The sequence below is a fragment of the Streptomyces sp. NPDC001904 genome, from assembly GCF_040297005.1.
In the GTDB taxonomy this organism is placed as follows: domain Bacteria; phylum Actinomycetota; class Actinomycetes; order Streptomycetales; family Streptomycetaceae; genus Streptomyces.
On the sequence record NZ_JBEOYI010000036.1, the window covers coordinates 1 to 22,637 of the forward strand.

General features: G+C 70.4%; 19 protein-coding genes. 10 read left to right on the top strand and 9 right to left on the bottom strand.

The annotated features are described in order from the left end of the window. Positions 1–136: 136 nt before the first annotated feature. Positions 137–1,339, bottom strand: a complete 1,203-nt coding sequence (locus ABT127_RS35575) for a winged helix DNA-binding domain-containing protein (protein ID WP_351459483.1) — start codon at positions 1,337–1,339, stop codon at positions 137–139. A 116-nt stretch (positions 1,340–1,455) separates the two neighbouring features. Between ABT127_RS35575 and ABT127_RS35580 the strand changes: the two genes are divergently transcribed. From ABT127_RS35580 to ABT127_RS35605, 6 genes are read left to right on the top strand one after another with little or no spacing between them, the layout of a single operon-like run. Then, entirely contained in the window at positions 1,456–1,944 is a 489-nt protein-coding gene (locus ABT127_RS35580; protein WP_351459486.1) for a hypothetical protein, read from the top strand. A gap of 19 nt (positions 1,945–1,963) precedes the next feature. Then, positions 1,964–3,310: a DUF2252 domain-containing protein gene (locus tag ABT127_RS35585; RefSeq protein ID WP_351459489.1), complete on the top strand. Its 1,347-nt coding sequence runs from the start codon at positions 1,964–1,966 to the stop codon at positions 3,308–3,310. Between the two features lie 40 nt (positions 3,311–3,350). After that, a complete protein-coding gene (locus tag ABT127_RS35590) occupies positions 3,351–3,944 on the top strand; it encodes a chemotaxis protein CheB (RefSeq protein WP_351459491.1) in 594 nt (197 codons plus the stop codon). Between the two features lie 19 nt (positions 3,945–3,963). After that, positions 3,964–5,850 (top strand): CheR family methyltransferase, encoded by a 1,887-nt coding sequence (locus ABT127_RS35595; RefSeq protein ID WP_351459494.1) that lies wholly within the window; start codon positions 3,964–3,966, stop codon positions 5,848–5,850. 4 nt (positions 5,851–5,854) lie between these two features. Further along, positions 5,855–6,703, top strand: coding sequence for a GAF and ANTAR domain-containing protein (locus ABT127_RS35600; RefSeq protein WP_351459497.1), 849 nt, complete (start codon positions 5,855–5,857; stop codon positions 6,701–6,703). Between the two features lie 14 nt (positions 6,704–6,717). After that, complete coding sequence (locus ABT127_RS35605; protein ID WP_351459499.1) at positions 6,718–7,443, top strand: GAF and ANTAR domain-containing protein; 726 nt, start codon at positions 6,718–6,720, stop codon at positions 7,441–7,443. A gap of 12 nt (positions 7,444–7,455) precedes the next feature. Here the strand turns inward: ABT127_RS35605 and ABT127_RS35610 are convergent, their stop codons facing one another. From ABT127_RS35610 to ABT127_RS35620, 3 genes are all read right to left on the bottom strand, one after another. After that, entirely contained in the window at positions 7,456–8,022 is a 567-nt protein-coding gene (locus ABT127_RS35610) for a DUF1269 domain-containing protein (protein ID WP_351459502.1), read from the bottom strand. A gap of 64 nt (positions 8,023–8,086) precedes the next feature. After that, positions 8,087–9,568, bottom strand: coding sequence for an MFS transporter (locus tag ABT127_RS35615; RefSeq protein ID WP_351459505.1), 1,482 nt, complete (start codon positions 9,566–9,568; stop codon positions 8,087–8,089). 258 nt (positions 9,569–9,826) lie between these two features. Beyond that, positions 9,827–10,801, bottom strand: coding sequence for an SDR family NAD(P)-dependent oxidoreductase (locus ABT127_RS35620; protein WP_351459508.1), 975 nt, complete (start codon positions 10,799–10,801; stop codon positions 9,827–9,829). A 55-nt stretch (positions 10,802–10,856) separates the two neighbouring features. Between ABT127_RS35620 and ABT127_RS35625 the strand changes: the two genes are divergently transcribed. From ABT127_RS35625 to ABT127_RS35635, 3 genes are all read left to right on the top strand, one after another. Further along, positions 10,857–11,279 carry a MerR family transcriptional regulator gene (locus tag ABT127_RS35625; RefSeq protein ID WP_351459511.1) on the top strand — a complete coding sequence of 141 codons (423 nt, stop codon included), beginning with the start codon at positions 10,857–10,859 and terminating at the stop codon, positions 11,277–11,279. Positions 11,280–11,854: 575 nt separating this feature from the next. After that, entirely contained in the window at positions 11,855–16,510 is a 4,656-nt protein-coding gene (locus ABT127_RS35630; RefSeq protein WP_351459513.1) for a DUF5979 domain-containing protein, read from the top strand. A gap of 94 nt (positions 16,511–16,604) precedes the next feature. Next, the gene (locus ABT127_RS35635; protein ID WP_351459516.1) at positions 16,605–16,889 is read left to right on the top strand and encodes a hypothetical protein; all 285 of its coding nucleotides are present in this window, start codon (positions 16,605–16,607) and stop codon (positions 16,887–16,889) included. A gap of 123 nt (positions 16,890–17,012) precedes the next feature. Here ABT127_RS35635 and ABT127_RS35640 read toward each other — a convergent pair whose 3' ends face one another. From ABT127_RS35640 to glnA, 3 genes are all read right to left on the bottom strand, one after another. Beyond that, positions 17,013–18,116, bottom strand: a complete 1,104-nt coding sequence (locus ABT127_RS35640) for a hypothetical protein (RefSeq protein ID WP_351459519.1) — start codon at positions 18,114–18,116, stop codon at positions 17,013–17,015. 219 nt (positions 18,117–18,335) lie between these two features. Beyond that, positions 18,336–19,061 carry a dienelactone hydrolase family protein gene (locus ABT127_RS35645; protein ID WP_351459522.1) on the bottom strand — a complete coding sequence of 242 codons (726 nt, stop codon included), beginning with the start codon at positions 19,059–19,061 and terminating at the stop codon, positions 18,336–18,338. A 153-nt stretch (positions 19,062–19,214) separates the two neighbouring features. After that, positions 19,215–20,624 carry a type I glutamate--ammonia ligase gene (gene glnA, locus ABT127_RS35650; protein ID WP_351459525.1) on the bottom strand — a complete coding sequence of 470 codons (1,410 nt, stop codon included), beginning with the start codon at positions 20,622–20,624 and terminating at the stop codon, positions 19,215–19,217. Positions 20,625–20,813: 189 nt separating this feature from the next. On the opposite strand from glnA, the gene ABT127_RS35655 reads away from it, so the two are divergent. Continuing rightward, positions 20,814–21,281, top strand: coding sequence for an RDD family protein (locus tag ABT127_RS35655; RefSeq protein ID WP_351459528.1), 468 nt, complete (start codon positions 20,814–20,816; stop codon positions 21,279–21,281). A 218-nt stretch (positions 21,282–21,499) separates the two neighbouring features. On the opposite strand, the gene ABT127_RS35660 is transcribed toward ABT127_RS35655, so the two are convergent. Both ABT127_RS35660 and ABT127_RS35665 read right to left on the bottom strand, forming a co-directional pair. Then, positions 21,500–22,201 carry a DUF4191 domain-containing protein gene (locus ABT127_RS35660; RefSeq protein WP_351459531.1) on the bottom strand — a complete coding sequence of 234 codons (702 nt, stop codon included), beginning with the start codon at positions 22,199–22,201 and terminating at the stop codon, positions 21,500–21,502. Positions 22,202–22,259: 58 nt separating this feature from the next. Then, positions 22,260–22,457 (bottom strand): SCO2195 family GlnR-regulated protein, encoded by a 198-nt coding sequence (locus tag ABT127_RS35665; RefSeq protein WP_111661886.1) that lies wholly within the window; start codon positions 22,455–22,457, stop codon positions 22,260–22,262. Positions 22,458–22,637: the final 180 nt, after the last annotated feature.

A 22,637-nucleotide genomic window follows, 5' to 3' on the forward strand; every position in this document is an offset into this window, starting at 1 on the left:
GTTCCCCGCGCCCCTGAGGCATGCGCTGCGCGCAGCCTCCCCTGAAGGCCGCAGGCCTTTCAGGGGCGCGGGGAACTGCGCGACCAGCCACGACGAAAGCCGCACCCGACCGACAATGCAGGGCGCCGGGACGGTGTCACCCGGCGAGTTCCCGCTCCAGAGGCGTCCGGAAACGGGGGGTCACCCGGACCCCGTCGAGCCACGCAGTGACCCGCTCGGCCTCCGCCGCGACAGCCCGCGCAGCCCCGCGCCCGGCCGACTCGTCCAGCACCCGCCACACCACCTCACCCCCCTCCCGCTGCCCCCAACCACCCACGACCCGCCCGTTCCACCACACGGTCGGCCCGATGTTCCCGCTGCCGTCGAAGAGCGCGGGGCGCAGCCCGGGCGGGCAGTACCAGTCGCGCTCCTGCCACCCCATGGCCGTCGGATCGAGCCCGGGAAGCAGCGCCGCCCAGGGCTCCACGTCCCCGGCCGGGGCGGCCAGCCGGTCCGCGAGGACGTACCCGGTGCCGCCGCCGTCCAGCGACACCGTCACGGCCCCCACCGCGGCGAGCGCCCCGCGCACCTCCGTCACCTTCCACCCCGTCCACCACTTCAGATCAGCCTCCGTGGCGGGCCCGCACACCGCGAGCCAGCGCCGCAGCAACTCCGACTGGGCCTCGGCGACCGGGAGTTCGGGGTGCGGCGGCGAGACCGCCCAGCGGAACTGTGTCGACGTCCAGGAGCCGAGCGGCCGCCCCCGCACCACCCGCCCCTCGACCCCCAGCACCCGCATCAGCCGCGACGAGACGGTGTGCGGTGCCTCGTAGCTCCGGCCTCTGCCGTAGGTGAACCGCTCCTTCAACCGGGGCTCGTCGGAGGTCAGTTCGGCGACCGTGGCCTGGCCGCGCCGCTCCAGCGCGGCCAGCGCCGACTCCTCCACCTCCGTCAGCCACTCGGGCGTGAGCCGCCCGTCGCTGCCGCTCACCATGTCCTTGAGCAGCCCGGCCCGCGCCTTCGCCGCGACCGCGAGCCCCGTCGAGGCGTGCACCGTCGCGGCCAGCTCCGACGGGAACACGAACACCGTGTGCCGCATCCCGTGCATCCGCACCAGCGACCGGTCCTCGTACAGCGCCTCCTCGACCCCGGCGACCGTCCCCGTCGCGTCGGCGAGCCGCGCGCCGACCGCCAGGTACACCGTCGCCGGATCCGTGCCGTGCAGCGCGACCAGGGACCGCGCCACCTCCAGCGGCGTCGTCGCCCGGGCCGCGGGGGAGAGCCGGTGCGCGCGGGCCAGCCGGACCCGCCGCTCCGCGTCGTCGATGTGCCGGGCCGGAGCAACCGTCGTAGGACTCATGGCGTCCATCCTTCCGCGTCGGCCACCCGTTTGCCGTACTGGGCATGCGGCCTCACCCCCGGTCACCGTTGACTGGGTCGACCAGGAGGAGTAACCGTCGAGCGGAGGTGTTCGGGATGGCTCACAGGCGAAGCGGTGTGCGGGTGACGGGCGCGGTGGCGGCCGCGGTGGCGCTGGCCCTGGCCGCGGCCGGCTGCTCCGACAGCGACACCAGCCCCTCCGACGCGGCGTCGAAGGTCGCGTCCGCGGCCTCCTCCGCCGCCTCCCGGGGCTCCGACGTGGTCGCCTCCGCGACGGCCGAGGCGGGCAAGAAGCTCGACGGGTTCAAGGACGGCGTCAACGCCAAGGGCGACGTGAAGCTCGGCGACGTGTCGACCGACGGCGGCCGCGCCACGGTCCCGGTCACCGTCGACAACGGCCAGTCGTCCAGCAAGTCGTACGCGGTCCAGGTCGAGTTCCGCGACAAGGGCGGCAATCTGCTCGACACCGTCGTGGTCACGGTGAACGACGTCGGGGCGGACGCCTCGAAGAAGGCCACCGCCCGCTCCAACCGCTCCCTCGACGGCGACGTGACCGCCGACGTGGCCCGCGCGCTGCGCCACTGACCGGCCGGGCGCGCACGCCATGAGCAGCCCGGACGAACGCGCCGCCCACGGCAGGAAGGCCCGCAAGCGCGCCCCGCGCTCCTCGCACGGGCCCTGGATCCCCTCCGCCGACCGTCTCGACCCCGTCGTGGTCCTGGAGCGCCAGGGCACCGACCGTCTCACCGAGCTGCTGCCCATCCGGTACGGGCGGATGGCGTCGAGCCCGTTCGCGTTCCTGCGGGGCGCCGCCGCCGTGATGGCCGGCGACCTCGCGACCGGCGTGCACACCGGCCTCACCGTCCAGCTCTGCGGCGACGCGCACCTGCTGAACTTCGGCCTGTTCGCCTCACCCGAACGCGCCCTGCTCTTCGACCTGAACGACTTCGACGAGACCTGCCCCGGCCCCTTCGAGTGGGACGTCAAACGGCTCGCCGCCTCGGTCGCCGTCGCCGCCCGCGACAACGGCCACAGCGACAAGCAGGCCCACCAGGCCGCGCGGGCGGGCACGGCCGCGTACCGCACCACCATGCGACGCCTCGCCGGGCTGGGTGAACTCGCCGTCTGGTACGAGCGAATAGACGCCCACGAGCTGCTGCCCCTGGTCCGCTCCGGCCGCCACCGGGCCCGCGTCGAGCACACCCTCGCCCAGGCCACCCGGCGCACCAGCCTGCACGCCCTCGCCAAGCTCACGGAGACCACCCCCGACGGCCGCCGCCGCATCGTCCACGACCCGCCGCTGCTCGAACCCGCGGGCGTCTCCGACGCCGCCGCGATCCGCAAGATGTTCGGCGACTACCGCTCCACGCTCGCCGAGGAGCGCCGCCGTCTCCTCGACCGCTACCGCTTCGTGGACGCCGCCCGCAAAGTGGTCGGCGTCGGCAGCGTCGGCACCCGCTGCTTCATCGTCCTGCTCGCCGGACGCGACGCCGACGACCCGCTCTTCCTCCAGATCAAGGAGGCCACGCGCTCGGTCGTCGAGGAGTACGTCCCCCAGCCCGGAGCCGCCCCCCACCCCGGCCACCGCGTCGTCTCCGGCCAGCGCCTCATGCAGGCCGCCGGCGACATCTTCCTCGGCTGGATGACGGGACCGCAGGGCCGCGCCTTCTACTGGCGGCAACTGCGCGACATGAAGGGCTCGGCCGACGTCGCCGGCATGCCCCCGGACGAACTCCTCGCCTACGCCCGGCTGTGCGGCACCGCCCTCGCCCGCGCCCACGCCCGCTCCGGCGACCGCATCGCCATCGCGGCCTATCTGGGCGGTGCGGACACCTTCGACCGCGCCGTCGCCTCCTTCGCCCTGCGCTACGCGGATCAGACCGTCCGCGACCACACCGCCCTGCGCCGCGCCGTCGCCGACGGCGTGCTGACCGCGAACCCGGGCCTGTAACACCTGCGTGCGGCACGTCCGGAGCGCTAGTCTGAGTCATATGCCGCAGTCCGAGGCCCCCGCTCCCGACAGTTTCCAGGTCGTCGCCGTCGCGGCGTCGGCCGGTGGTATCCACGCCCTGACCGTGCTCCTCGGCGGCCTCGACGCGGACTTCCCGCTCCCCGTCCTCGTCGTCCAGCACCTGGACCCCCGGCACCGCACGGTCCTCGCCGGAATCCTGGACCGCCGCTCGGACCTGCACGTCAAACTCGCCGAGCAGGGCGACACGGCCCGCCCCGGCACCGTCTACCTCGCGCCGCCCGACCGGCACCTGCTGGTCGGCGCCGACGGAGCCCTCTCGCTCTCCCAGAGCGAACTCGTGCACTTCCTGCGCCCCTCCGCCGACCTTCTCTTCGAGTCCGTCGCCGGGAGCTACGGCGCCCGCGCCGTCGCCGTCGTCCTGTCCGGCACCGGGAACGACGGCGCCATGGGCGTGGACGCGGTGAAGTCACGGGGCGGTACCGTGATCGCCCAGGATCCTGGGACAGCGGAATTCGGGGGCATGCCGGACGCGGCGATGGGCACGGGGGTGGTCGATTTCGTGCTACCTCTGGAGGAAATTCCCGCGGTGATCCGGGGGCTTGTCAACAGGTGAAGGCAGTAGGTAGGCAACGATGAGCGAGGCGCCGCGCGACGCGGAGACGGACGAGGGGCTCGAGGAGCTGCTCGGCTTCCTGCGGGACGCCCGTGGTTTTGATTTCACCGGTTACAAGCGCTCGTCGCTGGGCCGCCGGATCCGCAAGCGCATGTCCGACGTCGGCATCAGCGGGTACGCGGACTACCGCGACCAGCTGGAGACGAACACCGACGAGTTCGGCGCGCTGTTCAACACGATCCTCATCAACGTCACGTCGATCTTCCGCGACACCGACGCCTGGACCTACCTCCAGCACGAGGTGGTCCCCGAGATCCTCTCCTCGCTCGGCCCCGAGGACGAGATCCGGGTGTGGAGCGCGGGCTGCTCCAGCGGCGAGGAGGCGTACTCGCTGGCGATCATGTTCGCGGAGACCCTCGGCATCGACGAGGCCCTTCAGCGGGTGAAGATCTACGGCACGGACATCGACGACGAGGCGCTGCGCGACGCCCGCTCCGGCCTCTACCCGGCCAGGACCCTGGAGCCGCTCTCCGCCGAACTGCGCGAGAAGTACTTCGAGCAGAACGGCTCGCAGTTCACCTTCCGCTCCGACCTGCGCCGCCGGGTCATCTTCGGCCGTCACGACATCACCCGCGACGCCCCGATCTCCCGCCTCGACCTGCTGGTGTGCCGCAACACGCTGATGTACTTCAACGTGGAGGCGCAGACCCAGATCGTCGACCGGTTCCACTTCGCGCTGCGCGAGAACGCCTTCCTGTTCCTCGGGAAGGCCGAGATGCTGCTCAACGACGCCGACCGGTTCGACGTCATCAGCATGCGCCAGCGCATCTTCCGCCGCCGCCCCGGCGGCTCCACCACGCCCTACCAGCCCGCCCCGCTGAAACTGCGCCCCGGCGGCATCGGCGAACTGCAGAGCGTGGCGCGCAGCCGGCAGCTGCGCGACCTGATCCTCGACGCCGCGCCCGGCGCCGCCCTCGCGGTGGACTCCGAGGGCCTCGTCGTCCTCATCAACAGCCACGCCCGCGCCCAGTTCGGCCTGACCGCCAACGACATCGGCCGCCCCTTCCAGGACCTGGAGATCTCCTACCGCCCGGTCGAACTGCGCTCCCTGATCGACCAGGCCACGCACGAGCGCCGCAGCCTGCGGGTCAACGGGGCGGAGCGCAGGGTCGGCGAGGACGTCCAGTTCTACGACATCCTGGTCCAGCCCCTGGTCGGCAGCGGCGGACTGCCCGCCGCCACCAACATCACGTTCACCGACGTCACCGTCACCACCCAGCTCAAGGCCGAGGTCAAGCGCGTACGCGAAGACCTGGAGACGGCGTACGAGGAACTCCAGTCCACGAACGAGGAACTGGAGACCACGAACGAGGAACTCCAGTCCTCCATCGAGGAGCTGGAGACGACGAACGAGGAACTCCAATCGACCAACGAGGAACTGGAGACCACGAACGAGGAACTCCAGTCCGGGAACGAGGAACTGGAGACCATGAACGAGGAGATGCGGATCCGCAGCGAGGAGCTGGACGAGGCCCGCTCCTTCCTGGAGGGCGTCCTCACCTCCATCGCGGCCGCCGTCGTCGTCCTCGACAAGGACCTCGACGTCAAGAGCTGGAACCGGGGCGCCGCCGACCTGTGGGGCCTGCGCCAGGACGAAGTCCTCGACGAGCCCTTCTTCGGCCTCGACTTCGGGCTGCCCACGCAGTCGCTGCGCGCCGTGGTGGAGGAGTGCGTCAGGACCGGCAAGCGCGGGGTTCCCGTGGACATCGAAGCGGTCAACCGCCTGGGCCGCCACATGAGTTGCAGCATCCAGTGCAGTCCCTTCGGCGGTCAGCGCGGGGGCGTCGTGCTTCTGATGGAAGAAGGCCGTAGTCAGGGTGACGACGAGCGCGGAGGCGTAGGCTGACGGTATGAACCTCAAGGGCGACTCGCCTGCCCAGGTCGCGCTGGCCTGGCAGCGCGCGGCCCGTGCGCGGGAGCGCGCCGAGCGTGCGTTCCGGCTCGCGGAGCGCTACGAGTCGCTGATGGGGGGTTCCGCCGATTTCACGTTCCAGCGGCTCGCGGGCCTGCACCGCAGCACCGGTTACCGCCATGAGGTCGCCGCGGAGCTCCTGGAGGCGCACGCCCGCCGGGCCGGTGAGTGGATCCGTACCGGAGGGGCGCCGCCCCTGTTCATGACCGGTGTCGCCGAGGCGTGCGGCTCGCACAGCGTCGCCGTGGTCCTCGTCGACAGCGACCAGCACCAGGTGGCGACGGCCTCCTCCGACCAACCCGCCAGTGAAGCGCAGGACCTGGAGTACGTCCTGGGGGAGGGCCCGGCGCTGGACGCGGTGGCGGCCCGCGCGCCGGTCGATGTGTCCGGAGCCGCGCTCAGCGGACGCTGGCCCGGATACGGCCCGGCCGTCGCCGCGCTGGACATCGGCCACGTGGTGGCCGTGCCGCTGGAGGCGCCCGGTGAGTGCATCGGGGCCCTCGCGGTCTTCGATCCGCCCTCGCAGAGCGAGTCCACGGCACGCTTCAGCCGGATCGCCGACGCGCTGGCGCGCAGCGTGCTGCTCGGCGGGGACGCCGTCCCCGGTCTGTTCGGCGGTATCGACTACCGGGCCGTGGTGCATCAGGCTGCGGGGGTGGTCGCCGTCCAGGTCGACTGTTCCGTCGCCGATGCGCTGGAACTGGTCAAAGCACGGGCGTTCGCCGATGGACGCCCCATAGGTGATGTGGCGAGGGATATCGTCAACCGGCAACTCAAACTCGGCTGAGAAGGGTTTGTACCGTGGCACTGCACGAGCAGGAACTCGCTTCGATCTTCGCCCACTTGACGGGCGAGGCCGCCCGCGACCCGCTCGACACGCAGAACCTGCTGTCCGCCCTGGTGGAGGGCGGCACCAAGCTGTTCGGCGCCCGGGGCGCGAGCGTCCACTACCTGTCCGCGGCCGGCCGGACCGTCCTGACGGAGGGCACGGTCCTCGACCTGCGCGGTCTGGAGGAGGACGCCACCGCCTGGGAGGAGGGTCCCGGCCACGACGCGCGCACCACCGGCTGCGCCCTCATCGACGTGGACGTGACCACGACGCCCACGCGCGTGCGCTGGCCGCGCTGGACCGCACGCGTCGCGGCGCTCGGCCACGGCCGGGTCACCGCCCTGCCGCTGCCCGCCAAGGAGGGGCCGACCGGCGCCCTCGTCCTGTTCGACGCCCAGGGGCGCCGCCTCGACGAGCAGGCCCTGACCGTGGCCCGGCTCTTCGCCGAAGCAGCCGCCCACACCCTCGCGCTCCAGCGGGAGGTGACCGAAAGTCGCGTCCTGGCGGGTCAGTTGGAGCACGCACTGTCCAGCCGGGTCGTCGTGGAACAGGCCAAGGGCATCGTCTCGGCCCGCTACAGCATCTCGCTGGACGAGGCGTTCGAGCGGTTACGCCGGTACGCGCGGTCCCATCAGCTGAAGGTGGCGCTCGTCGCCCGGCAGATCACGGAGCGCCCGGACGAACTGCCCTTCCAGTAGCGGCCCGTCAGGTCAGGCCCCGGCGCTCCGAGCACTCTCCTGGGTCTGCGACTGGTCCTCCTGGGCCTTCTCCTGCTGCTGGGCCTTCTGCTGAGCGGCCTGCGCCATCTCGCGCAGGGCCTCCTCTTCCTCGGTGCTGAGCGACGTCTGCACCAACTGGCCGCCGAACGCCGCGAGCTCCGGCACGACCTTGTCCTGCGCCGCCTGCTTCACCAGGGCGAACACGGCGGCGGCGCCCGGCCGCAGGTTCTGGCTGAGCTCCTTCATGAAGCCGTCGTTGATCCCGGTGTCCGTGACGGCCCCGCCGGCGGCCCCGGCGGCGGCGCCCACGGCAGCGCCCAGGAACGGCACCAGGAACAGCATTCCGATGACCCCGCCCCACAGCGCCCCGCCCGCGGCGCCGGTCGCGGTGTGGTTCACGGCCTGGTGCAGCTTGATCTTCCCGTCGCTCTCCCGCCGCTCGACCACGACGATGTCCTCCAGCTCGACGAGGTGCTCCCGGGTCATCGAAAGGACCTTGGCGCGGACCTGGTTGGCGGTGGCGAGGTCGTTGTACGCGACGACGAACAGATTGCTCATGGGGCACTCCTCCGAGGCTGCTTCAGCGTGTGCGACGTGCCCGAGTTTAAGTTGTTTGCCCTATTTATGCCTCTCGGGCCTCAGGTGTGGAGCCGGTCCGGTGATGTGGCCGTCCGGGGCGCAGGAAGAGGGCCGCGAGGGCGACGCCGAGCAGGACCAGGGCGGCGTTGACGGCGATGGCGACGGTCACCCCGTGGTGGACGGCGGAGGCGGTGGCCGCGCCGGCGGTCGAGGCGGTGACGACGGCCGACATGATCGGCGTGCCCATCGTGATGCCGACCTGCTGGGACATGGAGGCGAGGCCGGTGGCCAGGCCCTGTTCCGCGTCCGGCAGCCCGCTGGTGGCGGTGACCATGAAGCCGACGATGACGAGCATGTTGCCGACGCCGCCGAAGAAGGTGGCGGGCAGCAGCAGGGCGAGGGAGCCCCCGGTCGTCGTACCGAGGAAGAGCAGCGCCGCGGTGAACACGGTCTGGACGACACCCCCGGCGACCAGGGCCGTCAGTGTCGATGTCCGCGCGATCACCTTCGGTGCGGCCAGGCCGCCGACGACGGTGCCGATGCCCAGGACCCCGAAGGAGATCCCGGCCGCGAGCGGCGAGAAGCCGAGCGTCTTCTGGAGGTACAGGGTGAGCAGATAGACGAGCGAGGTCTCGGTGACGAAGGCGAGCAGGCCGAGTGCGTTGCCCCAGGCCACGGTGGGCCGCCCGAGCGTCCGCAACGGCACGAGGGGCGCGGCGACCTTCCGTTCGACCAGGAAGAACGCCGCCAGGAACACCACCCCGGCGCCGAGCCCGGCCAGCGCGCGGGGGTGCGTCCAGCCGAACTCGCCCGCCTGCGTCAGGCCGTACACGAGGCCGAGCAGACCGAGGGTGACGGTGAGCGCGCCGGGCAGGTCCAGGCTCGGCCGGGTGGCGGGCCGGGACTCCTTGATCACGGTCGGGGCGATCAGGACGACGGCGAGCGCGACGGGCACGTTGATGAAGAAGGCCCACCGCCAGGAGAGCAGATCGGTCAGTACGCCGCCGAGGACGGCACCGGTGGTGAAACCGGCCGACATCAACGCCCCGTTGATGCCCAGCGCCTTCTGCCGCAACGGCCCTTCGGCGAACGACGTCGTCAGCAGGGACAGCCCCGCCGGGGTGGCGGCGGCCGTCGCGAGCCCCTGCGCGACACGGGCGACGAGCAGCACCTCGGGGCTCTGGGCCAGTCCGCCGGCCAATGAGGAGATCCCCAGCAGCGCGAGGCTGCCGATGAAGATCTTCTTCCGGCCGACCAGGTCGCCGATGCGGCCGAAGAAGAGGGTGAACCCTGCGGCGGACAGCGCGAACGCCGTGGCGATCCATTGCAGGTCGGCGAGCGAGAACCCGAGACCGTCCCCGATCGCGGGCAACGCCACGTTCAGGATCGAGAAGTCGACGGCCAGCATGAACTGCGCGACCAGCAGCACCGCGAGGACCAACTTCAGTCGGCCGGTGAGGTGTTGGGGTGCGGCTCTGTTCCCGGCGTCGACGGTCGACTGCGCCGCACTTTCAATCGTGGACATGTCACTTCCTTCTGGGTGTCGCTGTGCCCCATGCGGGCGCGACCGTATGCCGGTCGAACACTAATGGGTCTACAGTTCCGTTACGTCCACGAAGGAAGGTAGCATGCAGCCCTCCGTAAGGGAACTGTGGTTCCGATAGGGGGGCTTCGGTGATGCGGCTGACTGGCCCGTCGGTACCCCGTTGGCGGGCCTCGGCCGGGCGCTGACCGCGATGTGGGCCGTGCCCCGACCTGAGGGCGGCCTGTGTAGAGCCCGGGCTCACCGGATGACCGGCGTGGCGCCGGTCACGGCCAGAGACAGGTCCCAGAGCCGCGCCGCCGCGTCGGGATCGACGGCATGGGCGCGGACGCCGCCGTCGTCCATGGCGGTGCCGGGTGCGGAGACCCGGGCGACGTCGCAGTCCTCCAGGTAGAGGCCGCCGCGGCCGTCGAGCATCGGGGACGTGGCGGCCCACAGACCGGTGGCGGCCCCCTGGGAAGGGGACTTGAAACCCTCGCCGACGACCTTGCCGTGCTCGTCCACCCAGCCGCGGTCGATCTGCGCCTGGAGCGTCATCTCGCGCTGGAGCCCGGTGATGATCTTGCCGGGGTGCAGGGCGAACGCCCGGACGCCGGCGCCCTTCCCGACGGCGTCGAGGTGGACGGCGAACAGGGCGTTGGCGGTCTTGGCCTGTCCGTAGGCCAGCCACTTGTCGTAGCCGGTGCGGAAGTGCGGGTCGTGCCAGCGGATGCCGGTCAGGGTGTGCCCGGCCGAGCTGTTGACGACGACGCGCGCACCGCCCGCCGAGGCCAGGAGCGGATAGAGCTCGCAGACGAGGGCGAAGTGCCCGAGGTGGTTGGCGGCGAACTGGCCTTCCCAGCCGGGCCCGACGCGCCGCTCCGGAGTGGCCATGACCCCGGCGACGGCCATCAGGAGGTCGAGCCGGTCGAGCCGGCCGCTGATCTGCGTACAGGCTGCGCGGACGCTGTCGATGTCGGCCAGGTCCATGGGGACGACCTCGCAGTTCTCCACCTCCTTCAGAGCGGCACGGGCGACGTCGGGGCGGCGCGCGGGGACGACGACCCGGGCTCCGGCGGCCACCAGGGCCCGGGTGGTCTCCAGGCCGAGCCCGGAGTATCCGCCGGTCACCACGGCCGTCCTCCCGGAGAGAGCGGGGACGGCGGCCATGATGTCCTCGGCGGTGGTCGAGGCGGAGAAGGGCGAGCCGAGCGGCTGCTGTTCGGAAGTGGTCATGCCGTGGACGCTACGATCTAGAGCGAGGTCTAGATCAAGTCCAGGAGTGAGCGGCATGACCACCCCCGAGGCTTCCGTGCGGCCGCTGAGCATCGGCGAGGTGGCCGAGCGGACCGGTCTGAGCGTGCACGCCCTGCGCTTCTACGAGCGGGAGGGCCTGCTCGTCGGTCCGGTCGAGCGCACGTCGGGCGGCCGGCGGCGCTACTCCTCCTTCGACGTCGAGTGGCTGTTGATCTGCGTCAAGCTCCGCGAATCCGGCATGCCGCTCGCGGACCTCAAGCACTTCGCCGAACTGGTACGCCGAGGACCGGGCAACGAGGGGGAGCGGCTGCGGCTGCTCGACGCCCACCGGCAGCGCGTCGACGCACAGATCCGGGCGCTGGAGGAGTGCCGGTCCGTCATCGCCTGGAAGGTCGACGTCTACGCCGAGCACCTGGCCCGCGGCGAGGCCGACGGGCTCTGGGACCCGACGGCCTGAGGCAGGCACGGGTCGGCGGGACATTCGAGTGACAGCGCGTCAGTTCGACGGCGTGCCCCTCGATAGTCTGATTAATCGCATTTAGGTTCTCTCTGGATGTCTCTGATGGCGTGTCAGCAGGTCCGCACGCATGGAGCGTTTCTCGATCGAATCCAGGGAGAAACACGGAGATGCGCAGGATGCACAGAGGACGGCCGAGAGGGCGCACTGTCCTGGCGCTGCTGCTCGCGCAGGCAGCGTTGATGGCGGCACCGGTCATGGCGGGGCCGGGCGCGGCAGCTTCCAGGGCCGCGGCAGACGCGTCCGCCGGGCCGGGGGGCACCGCTTCCGCGTCGCCCTCGGCCTCTGCCTCATCCTCTGCCTCACCGTCACCCTCACCCTCGGCCTCTGCCTCTCCGTCGGAGTCCGCGTCGCCGCGGTCGGCGAAGACCGGCTCGCGTGCTGAGGACCACGAGCGGAAGCCGCGAGGCAAGAGCAAGAGCAAGAGCAAGAGCGAGAGCAAGGGCAAGGGCAAGAAGGCGGGCCGGCGGGCCGCCGACACGGCTCAGCTGACGGTGAGCAAGGAAGCGGTGGACGTGCCGGACCCGCTGGTCCCGGGCTCGGAGTACACCTACCGCATCACGGTGTCGTGCTCGTCGCTGACCGAGGCGTGTGTGAGCGCGGCCATGGAGGACACGCTGCCCGCCGGTCTGGAGCTGGTGACGGTGCCCTCGGACGGCGCCAACTACACCATCGACTACGACGAGCAGACCGGGAAGCTCACCGCGAACTTCACCGAGTCCCTGCCCACCCCGCCCAACCCTCCGGGGTCGTTCGGCCTCGCCGCGGGCGGCTCGCAGGACATCCTGATCACGGTGCGCGTGCCCGAGGACACCGACCTCAACGACGGCGACGCGATCACCAACACGGCGAAGGCCGACGCCGACAACGCGGCCCCCGTCGACGACTCCGACACCCAGACCGTGAACGTGCCGCGCCGGCCGATGGTCACCGGCACGAAGACCTGGAGCCCCTCGTCCACCGTGGCGGGCAGCGGCGGCGAGTCGAAGATCTCGCTGGGCGCCGCGAACAAGTCGTCGACCTCCACCGACGTCAACGCGATCACCATCTCCGAGACCGACCCCGACCTCTTCGACAACTTCGACGTCACCCAGGTCGGACCGGTCACCCGCATGCCGGACGGCGCCGACCAGGTGCAGGTGTCGGTGTGCGTGAAGCCCGGAGGGGGCTGCTCCCCGAGTGAACTGATCGCGGGCCCGGTCGGCCCCGGGCCCGACGTCCAGCTCCCGCCCGGCGTCGACCCCGCCGACATCACCGGCATCGTCTACACGTTCTCCAACTCCGCGGGCACCCCGCTGCCCGCGGACCCCGAGGGCGCCAAGGTCGACATGACCGTGGAGCTGCGCGACGAGAACCGGTCCACCGGCGACGCGATCGACCCCAGCGACCGGCAGACCGTGGAGAACTGCGCGCAGCCCGGCATCGACTTCCGGCTCCGCCGCGACCTGGACGGCCCGCAGGCGTGCGCCGACCACGACATCCTGCCCAACGTCGCCTCGATCGACCTCAGCAAGAAGATCTTCTCCGACACCGACGGCGACTGGCAGGCCGACGGCACCGCCGTCATCGGGACCGATCCCGGCATCACGGCGACGATCGACTCCAAGAACACCTCGCCGTTCCCGGTCAGCGAGATGACCATCACCGAGCCGTCGGCGTCCGCCGCCAACGAGTTCGACAAGACGGACATGACGCAGGCCAGGCTGCGGTTCCCGGCCGGGGCCACCGACGCCACGCTCACCGTCACCTGCCGCGACGGCACGGTCCTCCCGCCGCAGAACTTCACCAACCCGCCCGCCACCCAGACCACCGACCTGGGCTGTCCGGGCGGCGGACCCGCCGCCACGATCTCCGTGACCTACCGCGGCACCGACGCGAGCGGCAAGGGCACCATCGCGCCCGACGCGACCGCCGGCCTCGACGTGCACGGCACGCTCAACGACCAGGCCGACGAGGGCGACGCCGAGGACGGCGTCAAGGACTGCGCCGACGGCACGGCCGCCAACCCGTCCAACGGTTCGGGCAGTGCCGCGGGCAACGTCTGCACCAACCTGAACGTGGAGGTGCCGCGCAAGGACGGCCAGGGCACCAAGGACGCCTCGCAGACCTCGGTCCCGCCCGGCCAGCCCGTCACCTTCGGCATCGGTCTCGCCAACCGCGGCAACGTGCCGCTCGACGGTCCCGTCGTCGTCAGCGACCCGGTCGACCCGACGGCCGCCCCCAACCCGTTCGACTCCGTGCGCATCACCTCCGTCACCCCGAAGGTCTCGCCCGCGAACCTCGACTACGACCTCGAGGTCTACGACCCCGACGCGAACGCCTGGGTGCCCTACGACGCCGGTGACGCGGCGCTGCTGGCACGCGCCAAGGGCGTACGGATCGTCGTGCCCGGCGGGCTGCCCGTGGGCGCCTCGGTGCACGCCGACATCACCGTCCAGCTGCGCGACGGCGTGCCCAACGGCACCGTCATCAGCAACTGCGCCGCCGCCACCAGCGACGGCGCCGCGCTGGGCGACGACTTCTGCTCGCAGAACGCCACGGTCGGCGACGCCAGCTCCGAGGCCTCCCTCAACAAGACGCTGAGCCCCTCCACCGTGACCCGCCCCTACCCGGGCAGCCCGGCCGCCGACGTCCACGCCACCCTCACGGTCGTCAACAAGGGCAACGTCAACCTCCACCAGCTCGCCGCGACCGACTTCGACATCGACTTCTTCGACGCCGTCGACTTCGTCTCCCTGGACGGCGTCTCCTTCCCCAAGGGCGCCGACCAGGTCAGGGTCGACGTCTGCACCGCCCGCTGCGGCACCGCGAACCCCCAGATCGTCGAGGGCACCTGGACCGGCAGCGACACCCCGGGGCTGCCCGCCGGTGTCTCCGCCGCCGACGTCCAGGGCATCCGCGTCACCTTCCGCTCCGAGAACGGCGACGCGATCGTCCCCGTCGAGGGCGCCCCCTCCTTCGACGGTGCCTGCAAGACCGCCTCGGTCTGCTTCACCGTCAAGCCCCGCCAGACGCTGCGCTCCGACGCGTCGAAGGACATCCCCGACCACCTCGAGGACACGGTCACCGGCAGCGGTTCCAGCGACAAGCACGGCACCTTCGCGATCCCGCCCGCCGACGCCGACCTGAACATCACCGACGGCGACCCGAAGCTGTACGTCGAGAAGACGAAGGACGCCGTCGTCCAGCCCGGTGTCTCCCAGCCCTTCACGCTCACGGTCAAGAACACCGGCAACGCCCCGATCGACCCGCTGCGCGTCTCCGACCCGATCCCCGCCGACCTGGTCGTCGACGAGGACTTCGCCGGGAACAGCGGCTACTACTCGATCACCGTCACCACCCCCGCCGGCACCGCGAAGCCCGCCAAGGTCGACTTCACCGCCGACCGCAACTCCTCCGGGAAGATCACCGGCCTGCACTGGGACTTCCCCGGCTGGGTCATGTATCCCGACGCCACGGTCACCCTCACCTTCCACGTGAAGCTGCGGGGCGGCGTCGCGGCCGGCACCAAGATCCCCAACACCTTCGGGGCCGGCTCCCCGGGCCACGACGTGCCCTGCGACGCCACCTCCCCGCACCTCGGTGAGGTGGACGACGACGCGGCGTACGGCGACGGCCACTACTGCACCTCGACGGCGACCCTGACCACCGAGGCGGGCACCGCCTTCGACGCCGACAAGTGGATCACCGGCAACCCGGACCTGGGCTTCTACAACTCCCTGACGGGCGAGTACATCCCGGCCGGCGACACCCGCTGCCCCAACCTCACCTCCGGCGGCGCGACCTACACCCGCTACCCCTGCACCGCCCTGGTCCTGCCCGGCCAGAACTACCGCCAGCTGATCACCGTCGACAACATCGGCACCAACCCGGCGACCGACTACGACCTGCTCGACGTCCTGCCGTTCGTCGGTGACACCGGCGTCCTGCTCGGCCAGTCCGCCCGCGGCACCGAATGGGACCCGCGCCCGCGCCTGGCCGGCCCGGTCACCCTGAACGGGCCCGGCACGCTCGCGGCCGAGTACACCACCACCCCGCAGCCCTGCCGCGACGAGGTGCCCACCCCGCGCCGCACCTGCACCGACGCCACCTGGGCCGGTGACTGGACGGCCGACGACACCGCGTTCTTCACCCACATCGACTTCGACGGCGGCCTCGCCCCCGGCGACAGCTTCACCCTCGGCTTCCCGATGTCCTCGCCGACCGACCTCACCGACAAGGGCTCCCGCAACGACCTCTCGCTCGCCTGGAACTCCTTCGCCAACAAGGAGACCGTCCAGGTCGGCGGCGGCAGCGTCGTCCTGCCCGTCACCGAGCCGCCCAAGTCGGGCATCGGCATGGTCTTCGGCACGCTGCGCGTCGACAAGACCGTCACCCACGTCCCGAGCGGCCACACCACCGGCCCGTACGCCATCGCGTACGACTGCGTGGTCACCCCCGACACCGGCAAGCCGGTCAGCGTGCGGCACGGCACCGGGCAGATCACGCCCGGCACTCCGTTCACCGTGACCGACGTCCCGGCCGGTGCCGTGTGCCGGGTCTGGGAGACCGACACCGACGGGGCGACCAGCGACCACGACGGCGAGGCCAACGCCGCCTCGGTCACCATCCGGCCCGAGACCACCGAGGACGCGCCCAGCGTCGTCGACGTCACCAACGACTACCCGCAGCGCTCCCTGGACGTCGTCAAGAAGGTCGAGGACCCCTCCGGCGCCGACCACGGCCCCTTCACCATCGACGTGGACTGCACCTGGCGCGACAAGGAACTCGACGGCTTCCCCCGTCAGCTCACCTTCGACGGGGCCGGCAGCCAGAGGATCGACGGCCTGCCCGTCGGCGCTCGGTGCACGGTCACCGAACCCGGTACCGACGGCGCCGACCAGGTCGTCATCACCGCCCGGCCCGACGCGGCCGACGACGACGGCGACGACAGCTCGGCGACCGTCGTCCTGCGGCCCACCGGTCCCGCCGAGGCGACCGTCACCAACACCTACGACAACCCCCCGACCCCGAGCGGCAGCCCCACCCCCTCGCCGAGCCCCGGCGGCCATGGGCAACTCCCCGACACCGGCTGGTCGCTGGGCCCGGCGCTCGTCGTCACCGCGGCGATGCTCCTGGCGGGACTGCTTCTGACCAGGTTCACCGTGCGCCGCCGCTCCGGCAGGCACTGACCCTGAACGACGGGACCACACAGGCACGTTCCACCCGGAGCGTGCCTGTGTCCGTTCCCGGTGAGAAGCGGAATTTCGGGGTACTGGGGTCGGCATGGCACCGAAGACTGAAGTTCTCATGTCCCTGCGGGCCCTACGACAACTGCGCCGAACCCGCGGCTTCTACCTGGCGGGCGTCCTGCTGTGGACCGCCGCGGCAGCCTGGACCGGCTGGGCCCACCCCGGAAGCCGACAGATGTGGGTCTCCCTCCTCCTCGCGGCCGTCTTCACCGGCCTGCTCGGCACCGCCTCCGTCTGGCTGCACCGCCTGAGCACAGCCCAGCCGCACCGTCCGGTGCACCACGCGGCAGCGCGAGGAACCACTGCCGCGGCCGGATGAGCCCACCCCGACAGTGAGGGTCGGCCTCCCCGATTCCGGGAGAGCGACCCTCACTTCACGCGTCTCTCCGGCCGGCGGGAGAGCGGTCGCCGTCGGACGTCGCGAACCACCCGCTTCCGGCGTTCACTTCCAGCTCATGGCCTTGCCCAATGTGTCGTTGATGCGCGCGGCCACGTCCTTCTGTGCGGCGACGACCGACAAGACGCCCGCAACGATGAGCGACCACCTCAGACTTCCTGCCGCGGCTCCTTGCGATGCGACGGCAGGAATCATCGGCAAGAGCAGGCCGGCGCAGATCAGCGTGACTGGCGGAAGGATCCACACCGCGAACCGTCGCATTCTGTCGGAGCGGCTGACGTGATCCGGAGCATTTTCCAGCAGGGCGGAGATGTCTCCGATGGCAAGCGCCTTGACTCCCGCCATCATGGATTCGAGGATGGCGTCTATGTCTTCGGGCTTCGAGGCTTTGACGAGCGCGGTTTTGTGATTTCTGAAAACTTCTGACATCCGCTGAGCTTCATCGCGCATGAGCATCTTCTGATGCGGTTCAAGGAACCCTGAGAGTCTCGACGGATAGCTGACACCATCGACTCTCCTGGCGACTTGCTCAATCGCTATCAAGCACTCCTTCAAGGCGTCGGATCTGTGAAGTCTGTGCCTGTGTCGCTGAATCTTACTAGCGGCGTCGACCCACCTGAGAAGCACCCCGTCAAATCTCTTCACCCCGTCTTCTTCCTTCATCACGTACATCGTGAAGGTAGACGCGACTGCGATCGCAAGCGCCCAGATGGTTGCCGCGACAAGGCCACCCGAGAGAGAAGCGAGAAGGACCCAGACGAGGTTCGAGTCGTGCGTCATCCGTTGAGTGAAGTACACAGCCAATGACACTTCAATCAGCGCCGATCCTACGATGAATCGCATCAATGTCGAGTAGAAGCTGAAGCGCGAATTGCTTTCCGCAGCGCCCGCGATTTTAACCAGCGTGAAGATCGTCGTGATGATGAATACGAGACTTGCGAAGATGCCGAGCCCCACAGGGAGTTCGACCAGCAGATACACCACACCTCCGAGAAGGAACGTCGACAGGAGTGGAATCGCCATTGCCCGATAAACGATCGTGGAGCGGGTGTCGAAGTAGATGAATCGCACGGTCGCGGTGATGAACTTGTCGCGCACACCGAACTCGGCGAATCCCTCTCCGGGTGGCAGGGAGTCGAACTGCTTCACGGCTTTCCGGAGCGCAATTCGCTGGTCTCCCAGCGTTTCCCTCCTGTCGGCTTCGTACACCCGATCCCCCAGTGTTCGGCGTACTCTCGTCCCAGTTTCACTTGCTCGGAATCGTGGCCGGTCTTGCAGTCGCTGATGCTGCACCAACACCCCCTCAAACAGCAAGAGTTCGGATCGGTTCAGTGCAGCCGGGGTCCGGGATCGTGATTGCCGACCAGGTCACTCCGTTATGGGCAGGCACTCGGCGAGCAGGTCGACGACGTCCCGCCAAGCTCGCCGCGCGTGCTGCGGGTGGTAGCCGACCCCGGGGCGCACGGTGTGGTCGACCGGCGGGTGATGGAAGGCGTGCAAGGCGCCGCCGTAGACCACGAGGCGCCAGTCGACGCCAGCAGCCTGCAACTCGGCGGTGAAGGCGTCCCGTTGTGCGGCCGGCATGATCGGGTCCTCCGATCCGACCCCGGCCCACACCGGGCAGCGAATGCGTGCCGTCTCGCCCGGTCGGCCCGTGGTCAGCGCGTTGACGGTCGCGATCGCGCGCAGGCCGACGCCGTCGCGCCCGAGTTCCAGCGCGATCGCGCCCCCGGTGCCGTAGCCGACGGCGGCGATCCGGTCCGGGTCGGTCCGCGGCTCGGCGCGGAGCACGTCGAGCGCCGCGTGGCCGATGCCTCGCATCCGGTCGGGGTCGGCGAGCAGGGGCATGCAACGGGCCAGCATCTCCTCGGGGTCGCCCAGATAGCGCCCGCCGTGGAGGTCGAAGGCCAGTGCCACGTAGCCCAGCTCGGCGAGCGCATCGGCCCGGCGGCGTTCGACATCGCTGAGCCCCACCCCCTCGGGCCCGACCAGGACCGCGGGCCGCCGGCCGACACCGGCCGGGAGCGCGAGGTGCCCGATCATCGTCAGTCCGTCGGCCGCGTATTCGATCGTGCGCGTTGCAATCGTCGTCATGGGCCTGGACGGTAGTGATCGTCGAGCCCGGCCGGGCCGGTGTTCTGCCGCCGGCAAAAAGGCCGTCGGCCGTGCCTCCCGAGTGCGGAAGGCACGGCCGACGGCCCACAGACGGCCCAGGAGAGCGGGAACCCGCTCTGACCTGTGGCGTTCTTAGATGTCGAAGTAGAGCTCGAACTCGTGCGGGTGCGGGCGCAGCTGGATCGGGGCGATCTCGTTCGTGCGCTTGTAGTCGATCCAGGTCTCGATGAGGTCGGCCGTGAAGACGCCGCCGGCCTGCAGGTACTCGTTGTCCGCCTCCAGGGCGTCGAGGACCGCGGGGAGCGAGGTCGGGACCTGCTGGACGTTCGCGTGCTCCTCGGGAGCCAGCTCGTACAGGTCCTTGTCGATCGGCTCGGCCGGCTCGATCTTGTTCTTGACGCCGTCGAGGCCCGCCATCAGCAGCGCCGAGAAGGCGAGGTACGGGTTCGAGGACGGGTCCGGCGCGCGGAACTCGACGCGCTTGGCCTTCGGGTTCGAGCCCGTGATCGGGATGCGCATGGCCGCGGAGCGGTTGCGCTGCGAGTAGACCATGTTGACCGGGGCCTCGAAGCCGGGGACCAGGCGGTGGTACGAGTTCACCGTCGGGTTGGTGAAGGCGAGCAGCGACGGGGCGTGCTTCAGGATGCCGCCGATGTAGTAGCGCGCCATGTCCGAGAGGCCCGCGTAGCCCTGCTCGTCGTAGAACAGCGGGTCGCCGCCGGCCCACAGCGACTGGTGGACGTGCATGCCCGAGCCGTTGTCACCGAAGATCGGCTTCGGCATGAAGGTCGCGGTCTTGTTGTTGCGCCAGGCGACGTTCTTCACGATGTACTTGAAGAGCATCAGGTCGTCGGCCGCGGCGAGCAGCGTGTTGAACTTGTAGTTGATCTCCGCCTGGCCGGCCGTGCCGACCTCGTGGTGCTGGCGCTCGACCTGCAGGCCGTTCTTGTCCAGCTCCAGGGAGATCTCGGCGCGCAGGTCGGCGAAGTGGTCGACCGGCGGGGCCGGGAAGTAACCGCCCTTGTAGCGGACCTTGTAGCCGCGGTTGTTCTCGACGGCGCCGGTGTTCCAGGCGCCCGCCTCGGAGTCGATCTCGTAGAGCGAGCGGTTGGCGGAGGTCTCGAAGCGGACCGAGTCGAAGACGTAGAACTCGGCCTCGGGGCCGAAGTACGCGGTGTCGGCGATGCCGGTCGACGCGAGGTAGGCCTCGGCCTTCTTCGCCACGTTGCGCGGGTCACGGGAGTACTGCTCGCCCGTGATCGGGTCGTGGATGAAGAAGTTGATGTTGACCGTCTTGTCGCGGCGGAAGGGGTCGACGCGCGCGGTGGACAGGTCGGCGCGGAGCGCCATGTCGGACTCGTGGATGGCCTGGAAACCGCGGATCGAGGAGCCGTCGAAGGCAAGCTCCTCAGCCGGGTCGAACGCCGCTGCCGGCACCGTGAAGTGCTGCATCACACCCGGCAGGTCGCAGAACCGGACGTCGACGAACTTGACGTCCTCGTCCGCGATGAACTTCTTGGCGTCATCGGCGTTCTGGAACATCCAACTCCTCCTACTCCCACCCGGGGAGGGGCGGGGTTGCAGCTCGGTGGTGCGGCCAGTGCGGTGGCACACGCTGGGACCCGACCATAGGCAGACGTGATTTCTCAAGCATGACCCATTTGTTTCGCAGAAGTTAACCGGACCAGGGGCCCGGGCCGGGGGAGGGACGCGGCGCAGTACCGTGGAGGCGTGGACAACAGGGAAGCAATGGGTTCGTGGCTGTCGGGGCCGCGTGAGGCCTTGGAGAACGCGGGAGCGGACTTCGGTTACCGCGGTGAACAGCTCGGGCTCCCGGAATCCGGGCCCGGCTCGGTCGCCCGGCCCGGGCGGCGCATCGGGGCGCTCGTCGTCGACTGGGCGCTGTGCATGCTGATCGCATACGGCCTGGTCACGCACGGCTACAACCAGGCTACGGGGAACTGGGCGCTGCTCATCTTCTTCGCGCTCGGGGTGCTCACCGTCGGAACGATCGGGTGCACGCCGGGCAAGCGGCTGTTCGGGTTGCGGGTCGTCTCCGAGGCGGGCGGGCGGCTCGGCCCGGGCCGGGTCGTGGTCCGCACCGTGCTGCTGTGTGTCGCCATCCCCGCGCTGATCTGGGACCGGGACGGCCGCGGGCTGCACGATCGTCTGGCCAGGTCCGTAGAGGTCCGTATCTGACCGTCGTGGTCCACCGGCCGGTGGCCGCTTCTCGCGCAGTTCCCCGCGCCCCTGAGGCATGCGCTTCGCGCAGCCTCCCCTGGGCGGGCGGAGCTCGCCTCCAGGGGCGCGGGGAACTGCGCGACCAGCCCCCGCGCGCCCGCACACGAAACGACGATGAGGCGGGCCGGAACCCGAAGGTTCCGGCCCGCCTCATTCACGTAGAGACAGCGGCAGCGTCACCGCGTCTTGCCGCCACCCTTCGGCATCCGCATCCCCTTGGGCATCGGGCCCTTCGGCAGCGGCATGTTCGACATCAGGTCGCCCATGGCGCGCAGTCGGTCGTTGGTCGACGTCACCTGCGGGCCGTTGAGCACGCGGGGGAGCTTCAGCATGGTGGTGCGGAGCTTCTTCAGCGGGGTCTGGCCCTCGCCGTTGCCCACCATGATGTCGTGCACCGGGACGTCCGCCACGATGCGGGCCATCTTCCGCTTCTCGGCCGCGAGCAGCGTCTTCACCCGGTTCGGGTTGCCCTCCGCGACGAGCACGATGCCGGCCTTGCCGACCGCGCGGTGCACGACGTCCTGGCTCCGGTTCATCGCGACCGCGGGGGTCGTCGTCCAGCCGCGGCCGATGTTGTCGAGCACCGCGGCCGCCGCTCCCGGCTGGCCTTCCATCTGGCCGAAGGCCGCTCGCTCGGCACGGCGCCCGAAGACGATCGCCATCGCGAGGAAGGCGAGCAGGAGGCCGAGAATTCCGAGATAGATGGGGTGACCGATCAAGAAGCCGATCGCGAGAAGGACACCGAAGGTGACGATTCCCACAGCCGCGAGTACAAGACCGATCCTGGGGTCGGCCTTGCTGGTCATCTTGTAGGTCAGAGCGATCTGCTTGAGTCGCCCTGGATTCGCAGCGTCCGCTGCCGTGTCCTTCCTCGCCATGCTTCGAAGTCTACGTGGCCGGGGAGGCCGCATGAACAGCAGTACGGTCCGGCCGGTGTCAGCCGCGGGCGGAGACGGCTTCCAGGACCCGCTGGGCCTCGACGCGGTCCTTGGCGCGGCGGCGGTCCTCCAGGACGGAGGTCCAGGCGTTGCGGCGGGCGTGGCGCTGGCCGCCGCTCATGAGCAGCGACTCCACGGCGCGCAGGGCGTCGGTGAACGTGGGGATGGCGGTGGCGCGAACGGGCGCGGCCTGCATCGTTGAGGTCCCCCCTCAGAGACGGGTCAGAGTGGTCGGCGCGACGACCAGGGGTGCACGAGCGGTGATTTCAGGGTCACTGATTGGTGTTACCAGCGCATGACCGGACGGTCAAACACCCATGAAACCTTGACGCCCGAGCCGAAAACGCTGACGCGGCCCTGGCGGCCGCCCTCATCT

Bases quoted from the DNA above. Each gene is read 5' to 3' on its own strand.
- ABT127_RS35575 (WP_351459483.1), bottom strand. From the start codon at position 1,339: ATGAGTCCTACGACGGTTGCTCCGGCCCGGCACATCGACGACGCGGAG.
- ABT127_RS35580 (WP_351459486.1), top strand. From the start codon at position 1,456: ATGGCTCACAGGCGAAGCGGTGTGCGGGTGACGGGCGCGGTGGCGGCC.
- ABT127_RS35585 (WP_351459489.1), top strand. From the start codon at position 1,964: ATGAGCAGCCCGGACGAACGCGCCGCCCACGGCAGGAAGGCCCGCAAG.
- ABT127_RS35590 (WP_351459491.1), top strand. From the start codon at position 3,351: ATGCCGCAGTCCGAGGCCCCCGCTCCCGACAGTTTCCAGGTCGTCGCC.
- ABT127_RS35595 (WP_351459494.1), top strand. From the start codon at position 3,964: ATGAGCGAGGCGCCGCGCGACGCGGAGACGGACGAGGGGCTCGAGGAG.
- ABT127_RS35600 (WP_351459497.1), top strand. From the start codon at position 5,855: ATGAACCTCAAGGGCGACTCGCCTGCCCAGGTCGCGCTGGCCTGGCAG.
- ABT127_RS35610 (WP_351459502.1), bottom strand. From the start codon at position 8,022: ATGAGCAATCTGTTCGTCGTCGCGTACAACGACCTCGCCACCGCCAAC.
- ABT127_RS35615 (WP_351459505.1), bottom strand. From the start codon at position 9,568: ATGTCCACGATTGAAAGTGCGGCGCAGTCGACCGTCGACGCCGGGAAC.
- ABT127_RS35620 (WP_351459508.1), bottom strand. From the start codon at position 10,801: ATGACCACTTCCGAACAGCAGCCGCTCGGCTCGCCCTTCTCCGCCTCG.
- ABT127_RS35625 (WP_351459511.1), top strand. From the start codon at position 10,857: ATGACCACCCCCGAGGCTTCCGTGCGGCCGCTGAGCATCGGCGAGGTG.
- ABT127_RS35635 (WP_351459516.1), top strand. From the start codon at position 16,605: ATGGCACCGAAGACTGAAGTTCTCATGTCCCTGCGGGCCCTACGACAA.
- ABT127_RS35645 (WP_351459522.1), bottom strand. From the start codon at position 19,061: ATGACGACGATTGCAACGCGCACGATCGAATACGCGGCCGACGGACTG.
- glnA (WP_351459525.1), bottom strand. From the start codon at position 20,624: ATGTTCCAGAACGCCGATGACGCCAAGAAGTTCATCGCGGACGAGGAC.
- ABT127_RS35660 (WP_351459531.1), bottom strand. From the start codon at position 22,201: ATGGCGAGGAAGGACACGGCAGCGGACGCTGCGAATCCAGGGCGACTC.
- ABT127_RS35665 (WP_111661886.1), bottom strand. From the start codon at position 22,457: ATGCAGGCCGCGCCCGTTCGCGCCACCGCCATCCCCACGTTCACCGAC.